The sequence below is a fragment of the Hydrogenophaga sp. genome, assembly GCF_028698005.1.
GTDB lineage: Bacteria > Pseudomonadota > Gammaproteobacteria > Burkholderiales > Burkholderiaceae_C > Hydrogenophaga.
Genome location: NZ_JAQVEJ010000142.1, coordinates 1 through 7,466 on the forward strand (window position 1 = coordinate 1; position 7,466 = coordinate 7,466).

At 68.8% G+C, this 7,466-nt stretch carries 8 protein-coding genes and 1 pseudogene; 7 read left to right on the forward strand and 2 right to left on the reverse strand.

The features are described 5' to 3' along the window. The 7 genes from PHQ87_RS12620 to PHQ87_RS12650 form a co-directional block, all read left to right on the forward strand. Positions 1 to 1,347 (forward strand): PilC/PilY family type IV pilus protein (locus PHQ87_RS12620; RefSeq protein ID WP_300234835.1); only part of this gene is annotated, 1,347 nt, incomplete at its 5' end. A 112-nt stretch (positions 1,348 to 1,459) separates the two neighbouring features. Then, positions 1,460 to 2,053 carry a type IV pilus modification protein PilV gene (gene pilV / locus PHQ87_RS12625; RefSeq protein WP_300234838.1) on the forward strand — a complete coding sequence of 198 codons (594 nt, stop codon included), beginning with the start codon at positions 1,460 to 1,462 and terminating at the stop codon, positions 2,051 to 2,053. 56 nt (positions 2,054 to 2,109) lie between these two features. After that, positions 2,110 to 2,886 (forward strand): hypothetical protein, encoded by a 777-nt coding sequence (locus PHQ87_RS12630; RefSeq protein WP_300234841.1) that lies wholly within the window; start codon positions 2,110 to 2,112, stop codon positions 2,884 to 2,886. A gap of 28 nt (positions 2,887 to 2,914) precedes the next feature. Beyond that, positions 2,915 to 3,433, forward strand: a complete 519-nt coding sequence (locus PHQ87_RS12635; RefSeq protein WP_300234844.1) for a PilX N-terminal domain-containing pilus assembly protein — start codon at positions 2,915 to 2,917, stop codon at positions 3,431 to 3,433. 147 nt (positions 3,434 to 3,580) lie between these two features. Beyond that, positions 3,581 to 5,500, forward strand: a complete 1,920-nt coding sequence (locus PHQ87_RS12640; RefSeq protein ID WP_300234847.1) for a PilC/PilY family type IV pilus protein — start codon at positions 3,581 to 3,583, stop codon at positions 5,498 to 5,500. Next, positions 5,497 to 5,961, forward strand: coding sequence for a type IV pilin protein (locus PHQ87_RS12645; protein WP_300234849.1), 465 nt, complete (start codon positions 5,497 to 5,499; stop codon positions 5,959 to 5,961). Before PHQ87_RS12640 ends, PHQ87_RS12645 begins: the two co-directional genes overlap by 4 nt. A 37-nt stretch (positions 5,962 to 5,998) precedes the next feature. After that, complete coding sequence (locus PHQ87_RS12650; RefSeq protein WP_300234852.1) at positions 5,999 to 6,544, forward strand: GspH/FimT family pseudopilin; 546 nt, start codon at positions 5,999 to 6,001, stop codon at positions 6,542 to 6,544. Between the two features lie 64 nt (positions 6,545 to 6,608). Here the strand turns inward: PHQ87_RS12650 and nrdR are convergent, their stop codons facing one another. Continuing rightward, complete coding sequence (nrdR, locus tag PHQ87_RS12655; protein WP_300234856.1) at positions 6,609 to 7,058, reverse strand: transcriptional regulator NrdR; 450 nt, start codon at positions 7,056 to 7,058, stop codon at positions 6,609 to 6,611. Between the two features lie 97 nt (positions 7,059 to 7,155). Next, a pseudogene (glyA, locus tag PHQ87_RS12660) lies at positions 7,156 to 7,466 on the reverse strand (serine hydroxymethyltransferase); the annotation flags it as partial.

Sequence of the window (7,466 nt, forward strand, 5' to 3'; positions counted from 1 at the left end):
TACAGCGACGCCGGCTACACCGCCTTCAAGGAGGCACAAAAGAACCGCAAAAAGGTGGTCTATGTCGGCGCCAACGACGGCATGCTGCACGCGCTGGATGCCGCCACGGGCGAGGAACTGTGGGCTTTCATCCCCACCGCGGTGATGCCCAACCTGTACAAGCTGGCCGACACCCGCTATGGCAGTGCCAACAAGCCCCACCAGTATTTCGTTGACGGCAAGACGGTGCAGGGCGACGTGTACTTCGATGACCAATGGCACACCATTCTGGTCGGCGGGCTCAACAAGGGGGGCCGTGCCTACTACGCGCTGGACATCACCGACCCGGATGATCCCACGGTGCTGTGGGAGTTCACCCACAACAACCTGGGCTTGAGCTACAGCGACCCCATCATCACCAAGCACAACGGCACCTGGGTGGTGGCGTTCGGCTCGGGCTACAACAACGTCTCGCCGGGTGACGGCAAGGGCCGCCTGTTCATGGTCAACGCCCAGACCGGCGCCATCGTGAAGAGTCTGGCCACCACGGCGTCGGGCAACGGCATGGCCAAGGTCAACGTCTGGGTGAAGAGCCTGAGCGACAACACCGCGCAGCGTTTCTATGGTGGCGACGTGCTGGGCAATGTCTGGCGCTTCAAACCCGACAACACGGCCGCGACAGATGGTGGCACCGTGGTATTGCTGGCGCAAATGAAGGATGCCGCGGGCAATGGCCAGCCCATCACCACCGAGCTCAAGCTGCGCGAGTACTACCAGAAGCCCATCGTGGTCGTCACCACTGGCCGTTACCTGGACACCGATGACATCAATGACACACAGGTGCAGTCGATCGCGGCCATCCGCGACCCCGATGACGACACCGGTTGGGGCGATATCCGCAATGGCGGTAACAAGGGCAAGTTCAAGGTCGTGACGCTGAACAAGAGTGGCACGGCGGCCAGCGGCGCGGCAGTCGATCTAGACTGGAGCACCGACGGTGGCTGGCGGGCCGATTTCCCGACCGAGGGCGAGCGCGTCAACATCCCGGCCGAGTGGGATGGCACCACCTTGCTGGTCGCCACGGCGGTGCCGGAAGGTGACCAGTGCAAGTCGGGCGGGTCGTCGTGGCTGTACCGGTTCGGGCTGGCCGGCGGGCAGGCCAACGGCAAGCAGTACAGCGACGAAACCCTGATCGTCGGCTTTGCCGTGGTGCGCAACGACGAGGGAGACCCCAAAATCCTGGTGCGCGAGAGCGCCGGTAAGACCGAGGTGGAGGATGGCTCCGGCCTCGGCGGCGGTGCGGCCCTCAAGCGTGCGCGCCGCGTGTCGTGGCGCGAACTGATCCACGACCGTCCGGAAACCAACTGACGGACGGGTGATCGGACAGGCCCCCACACCACCCCATGATGGGGGTGGTGTGGGGGCCTGCATCTCTGTTTGGGGGATGTTCGATGAGGCCTTTTGATTTTCAATCGGCCGCATGCGATGCACATGCCTGTCTCCTGCGGGGTTGTCGCCGCGCCACCAGCGCGGTGCTTCCCTGATCGAGGTCCTGATCGCGATCGTTGTGCTGTCCACCGGTCTGCTGGGCATGGCCGGTTTGCTGTATGGCGCCATGCGCCACAACCACGCGGCCTATCTGCGCTCGCAGGGTGTGGCACTGGCGGCCGACGTGCTCGACCGCATGCGTGCCCACGGGCCGGCCTGTGCCGGGCCGGCGATGGGCCCGTCGTGCCCCTTCACCCAGGGCCGCAGCGGATCCGATGCCTCGGCAGGCCCGGCCTGTGGCGAACCCTTGCCCGCAGGCATGGCGGCACCCGCACTGGCCACCGCCGACTTCCTCCAGTGGCGCAACTGCCTGGCCCAGGCGCTGCCGGGCGGGTACGGCGCGGTCACGCACGTGGCCGAAGGGGTGGTGTACGCCGGCCGCTGCGGCAACGGGCAGGCGGTGGCGCCCGTGCCAGCCCCCATGCCCTTGTTCGTGGTCGAGGTGCATTGGGCCGAGCACCGCCTGCCGACGGAGGGTGATGTCGGTCACGATTGTGTGGTGCTCAGCGCCGGGGTCGGCACATGAGGCCCGGGTGCGGTCGGGGGAGGGCCCGGCAGGACGGGGTCACGCTGGTTTCATGGATGGTGGCCCAGGCCCTGGGGCTGCTGGTGCTGCTGGCATTGATGACGGTCTGGAGCAGCAGCCGGGCATCGCACCGCCACCAGCAGTCGCTGGCAGCGGTACAGGAGGCGGGGCGCATCGCCCTGGCTTTGATGGCGCGCGATGTGCGCATGGCGGGGTTCGCGGGTTGCGGGCACACGGCACTGTTGAACCATCTGTCGGTGCCGTCGGCAAGGCCCCCGTCGCCGGCACTGTTCCATGACGGTATCGCCATCGCCGCCACCGATCATTCCCCCGGCACGTCCGACGCCATCACCATCATCGGCGGCAGTCCCGAGTCCACCTGGCTGGCAGCGCCCATGCCCGACGAGCAGACCCTGCTGCTGGCATCGGCACAGGTGCTCGGCCGGCTTTCACCCGGCGATTTGCTGCTGCTGAGCGACTGCGTGCAGACCGAGGTGGTGCGCGTGCAGGCGGTGGCCGGTGACATGGTGACGGTGGCCACCGCCCATCGTCGCTTCGCTGCCGGCACCGAGGTGATGCGCTACCAACAAGTGCAATACCGGGTGGAGGGTGGCGAGTTGCGTCGCAACGGCACCGCCATCGTCTCCGGCGCCGAGGATCTGCAGATCCAGTACGGCCTGGCAGGCCCGGGCCAGCCGGTGCGCCGCTATGTGTCGGACCCGGCCGGTGCCACGGCCGACGTGGCGGCGGTACGGCTGGCCCTGGTGCTGCGCGATGGCGAGGTGGTTCACCCGTTCGCGTCCACGGTGGCGCTGCGCAACCGTGCACGCTGACGCCTGCCCACGAAAGGAGTCTGCCCGCATGTCAGATCGTTCACCGTCTTTTTGCCGTGGGCGCCGCGCGCGCCGGCGGGCTGGCGGGGGCGCGGTCCCTGCCTGGCGGCAGCGGGGTGCGGTACTCATCATGGGCCTGGTGATCTTGCTCGCGCTCACGCTGCTGGGGGTGCAGGCCGCCACATCCAGCGGGGCGCAGTACCGCATGGCGGCCAACTGGCATGAGCGTCACCTGGCCTTCGAGGCAGCCGAAGCGGCCTTGCTGGCGGCTGAGCAGCAGGGGCCATTCGATCCGGCCGAGGTAGCGGATGAACTGGCGGACGCCGCCTCCTGGGACGGGGTGACCGACCGGACGGGCAGCTTGCCGGGCTTTCACCCCGGCCTGGCGCTCGACCCGGCCTACCACGTGGGACCCGCCCGGTGGGTCCGCGTGGGCATCGAGTTGCCGGTGCAGTGGCGCCGTGTCCACACCGTGACGGGACGGGGCGTGGGGACGCATCCGGCCAGTGTGGTCGTCGTGCAATCGGTCTATGCGCCCCCGGAGTGAGGGGCGGGCGCTGCCGGAGGGCGGCGCGTGCCGAAGGACAAGCCAGGCAGGGAGGAGGGTATGAAGCATCACCGCACAACAGGCAGGGGCCGCTGCCGCGCGTTCACGCTCGTGTTGTGCTGCCTGTGGGCGGGCATGCGGTGGGGGTTGGCAACCGAGCCATCCACACCGGCGGTCATCGCTGGCCAGATGCTGGTGCATCAGCATGCCCGGGCGCTGGCCACCGACAGCGCGGCGGTTGGCGCCACGGTACCTGGCCTGGGACGCCTGTGGTACGCCGCCTCGCGCGGCAGCGCGGACGGGTCCGGTACCGTGACGGCCAGTGCACTGGATGTCCGGGGCCAGCCAGGCCGGCGGGTCTGGGATGCGCGGGAGCGGCTGGCGCGCCGAAACCCCTCGTCGCGGGTCATCTATACGCAGACGAGCGACGGCCTGGCGGTTGCACTGCAGTTCCATCTGCTTGATCCGGCGCAGCAGGCCGCACTGTCCGACATGGTGGGCGCGCCACTGCGCTTCGTCCCTGGCGACCGCCGTGCGCCAGGCGGCGAGACATTGCCTGGCGCTACCCGCCCGGGCCAGCGGCAGCGACCGGACGTGGTGTATGCGGGTGGCCCTGGCGGGATGCTGCATGCCTTTCATGCCGGCACCAGCGCGGGCGCTGCCAGCCCGCACGGGGGTGATGAGCTGTTTGCCTACGTGCCCAGCGAACTGCTGTCGGCGGCGGGCGGGGCGCATGCCCCGATCAACGCGCTGACGCGGCCCGATGACACCCACTGGCTCCATGTCGCCGGTGCGGTGGAGGTGGCCGATGTCGATGAGGGCGGCCCGCGTCGCACGGTGCTGGCGGGCGCGATGGGGACCGGAGGGCGGACGGTGTTCGCACTCGATGTGACCGATCCCGAGCATTTCCAGTCCTCCAGCGTCCTGTGGGAGTTCCGTTACAGCGATGTCGCCTGCCGGGCCGACCCGGCGGGGCTGCAGGGCAGTACGGCGTGCCGGGATGTGGGCTATGGCATCACCCGGCCCAAGGTGGTACGCCTGCCCGGCGGCCGCTGGGTGGTGGTGTTCGGCAACGGGCTGTACAGTGCCGGCCACCGGGCCAAGCTGTTCGTCGTCGATCTGCGGTCGGGACGCCTGCTGTACCTGGTGGATACCGGGGTGGGCGATGCGCAGGCGCCCAACGGTCTGGGGCCGGTGGCCGTGACCGACTGGCCGGTGAACGACCAGGCATTGCACCGCCTGTATGCCGGTGATCAATTGGGCAACCTGTGGCGGTTCCTGGTACCCGGCGACGGTGAGGCACCCCGCGCACAGCGCCTGTTCTCGGCGACCGATGCGCAAGGTCGGCCACAGCCCATCAGCGCCGAACCGGCGCTGGCGGCCCGGCCCGGTTCGGGGCGGGACATCGTGGTGACCCTGGGTACCGGCAGCCTGCGCGATGCGCAGGGCGATGCCACGGCCGCGCGGCAGGTGCAAACCCTCTACGGGGTGTTTGACCACCACGATGAGCCCGCGGTCGATGTCTCTCGAAGCCATCTGCGCGAACAGGTGATGTCAGCGAACGTCGTGCCGCAGACGATTGACGGTGTCGTGTGGCCCGCGGGCAGCTTGCGGCAACTCGCCAACCATGGCCTGGCAGTGGCCGACAGGGGCTGGCGGCTGGAGCTGCCGGGCCCTGGCGAGCGCGTGCTGGACAAGCCGGTCTTCCCGTCCGGATCCTGGCACGAGACGGTCCTGTTCGTCACCCGTATCCCAAGGCGCGGGCCAGATGGTGGCAGTGCCCGGGGTTTCCTCATGGCCGTGGATCTCCGCAACGGTGGCCGGGGCGCGCAACCGGCGATCGGGTTGGGTGCCCGTCATGCGCCGGATGTGAACAGCGAGGGCGGAACCCGCGTCAGCGGCGTGCAGGGCAGGTGGGCGCCGCGGCCAGTCGGTTTCCGGGTCACGGGTGACATCGGTGCCGCCGCCGGTGTGGACCTTGGGTACGACGTGGATGGTGAGACACCGATCGAGATCCGCAACACCGCCGGCCCTGGCGGGCGGCTGTCCTGGCGCCAATTGCGATGAGATATCACACGTCCCCATGCTGCCACGGGGCCTGGTCGGGCCACCGGGGTGCAGGATTCACCCTGATCGAACTGCTGGTGGTGCTTGCCTGCATCGGCATTCTGGCCGCGCTGGCCTACCCCTCGTACGCAGATTCCATCAGGCGCGCGGCGCGGGCCGAGGCGCAGGCACAGCTGATGGAAATCGCACAAACGCTCGAGCGACGCTACGCCAACCGGCACCACTACGCGGCCGCGGATGGCGCGTTCTCCGGCCCGGACGCGCTGGCCATGACCCAAAGCCCCGGCACCGGCGTCGCGCGCTATCTCATCACCGGTGCCGCCATCGAGGACGGGCAAGGCTATTGGGTGCAGGCGCGCCCGCAAGGGCCGCAGTCCGCTGATCCCTGTGGAACGCTCGGCATCCGTCACACCGGGGCGAAGACCCCCATGCAGGGGACGGATGGCCGGGCGTGCTGGTGACGCCGGTGCCGGATGGTCTTCAGGGAAGGAATCGGGCATGAGCACAAGCGCATCCGAGCGGGGGGTGACCCTGGTGGAGCTGGCCGTGGTGCTGACCATCATGGCCATTGTCCTGGGCTGGGCGGTGCCCGCCATGGCGCAGTGGGTGCACAACATCAGGGCCTCGGCTCTGGCCGGCGCATTTCTGTCCGATCTGCAACTGGCCCGCAGCGAGGCGATACGGCGTGGTGCGCCCGCGGTTCTGTGCGCGCGGGCCGGCCCGGTGTGCGGGGAAGGGGGCTGGGAAAGTGGCTGGTTGCTGTTCGCGGATACCAACGACAACGCCCGGCTCGATCCGGGGGAAGAGACCATCCGCGAAGCGTCGGCGCCGCCGCATGGCTGGCGGTTCAGGGGCAACAGCCCGGTGGCACGCTATGTGGCCTACCACCCGCTGGGGCAGACCAAAATGGTGAACGGCGCTTTCCAGGCCGGAACCCTGACCCTATGCCCCGGGTCCGCGGGCGGGGGGGTGGCGTACAAGATCGTCATCAACAGCCATGGCCGGCCCAGGCTGGAGCGAGGGCCGTCCGGATCCTGCGATTGAAGCCAGCGGTTACCGGGGGCGCGACTGGCTGCCCGCGAGATCGCCACCGCTTGGCGGCTCGCCCTCAGCGCCGCACTTCGTCGACCAGCGCCCGGAACTCGTCGATGTCCTCGAAGCTGCGATAGACGCTGGCAAAGCGGATGTACGCCACCTTGTCGAGTTTCTTCAGCTCGCGCATGACCATCTCGCCCAGGCGGGTGGAGGGGACCTCGCGGACTCCCAGGTTGAGCAGCTTTTCCTCGATGCGCTCGATGGCGGCGTCGACCTGCTCGGTGCTGACCGGGCGCTTGCGCAGGGCCAGGGTGAACGAGGCGCGCAGCTTGGCCGGCACGTAGTCCACGCGCCGGCCGTCCTTCTTCACCACCGCCGGAAAGCTGACCTCCGGCCGCTCGTAGGTGGTGAAGCGCTTTTCACAGTGGCCGCACTGCCGCCGGCGGCGAATGAAGTCCGCGTCCTCGGAAACCCGGGTCTCGACAACCTGGGTTTCCAGATGACCGCAGAACGGGCACTTCATAGGTTTAGACCGAAGGAATCCGGCGTCGGGCCGCCCCAAGCCGGATTCGCGCCCCCTCGGGGGGCAGCGACCCGCGCAGCGGCGGAGCGTGGGGGCATCATTTGTAGACCGGGAAGCGCGCCGTCAGCGCGTTGACCTTCTCGCGCACGGCGCCGATGTTGGCTTCGTCGCGCGGATTGTCCAGCACGTCGGCGATCAGGTTGGCCGTCAGGCGCGCCTCCTCGTCCTTGAAGCCGCGCGTGGTCATGGCCGGGGTGCCAATGCGCACGCCGCTGGTGACCATGGGCTTTTCCGGGTCGTTGGGGATGGCGTTCTTGTTGATCGTCATGTGGGCCTGGCCCAGCACAGCCTCGGCTTCCTTGCCGGTGATGCCCTTGGCGCGCAGGTCCACCAGAGATCGGAAGAGCA

Excerpts from the sequence above, each read along its gene's own strand:
- pilV (WP_300234838.1), top strand. The coding sequence starts at position 1,460 with ATGCGATGCACATGCCTGTCTCCTGCGGGGTTGTCGCCGCGCCACCAG.
- PHQ87_RS12630 (WP_300234841.1), top strand. The coding sequence starts at position 2,110 with ATGGTGGCCCAGGCCCTGGGGCTGCTGGTGCTGCTGGCATTGATGACG.
- PHQ87_RS12635 (WP_300234844.1), top strand. The coding sequence starts at position 2,915 with ATGTCAGATCGTTCACCGTCTTTTTGCCGTGGGCGCCGCGCGCGCCGG.
- PHQ87_RS12645 (WP_300234849.1), top strand. The coding sequence starts at position 5,497 with ATGAGATATCACACGTCCCCATGCTGCCACGGGGCCTGGTCGGGCCAC.
- PHQ87_RS12650 (WP_300234852.1), top strand. The coding sequence starts at position 5,999 with ATGAGCACAAGCGCATCCGAGCGGGGGGTGACCCTGGTGGAGCTGGCC.
- nrdR (WP_300234856.1), bottom strand. The coding sequence starts at position 7,058 with ATGAAGTGCCCGTTCTGCGGTCATCTGGAAACCCAGGTTGTCGAGACC.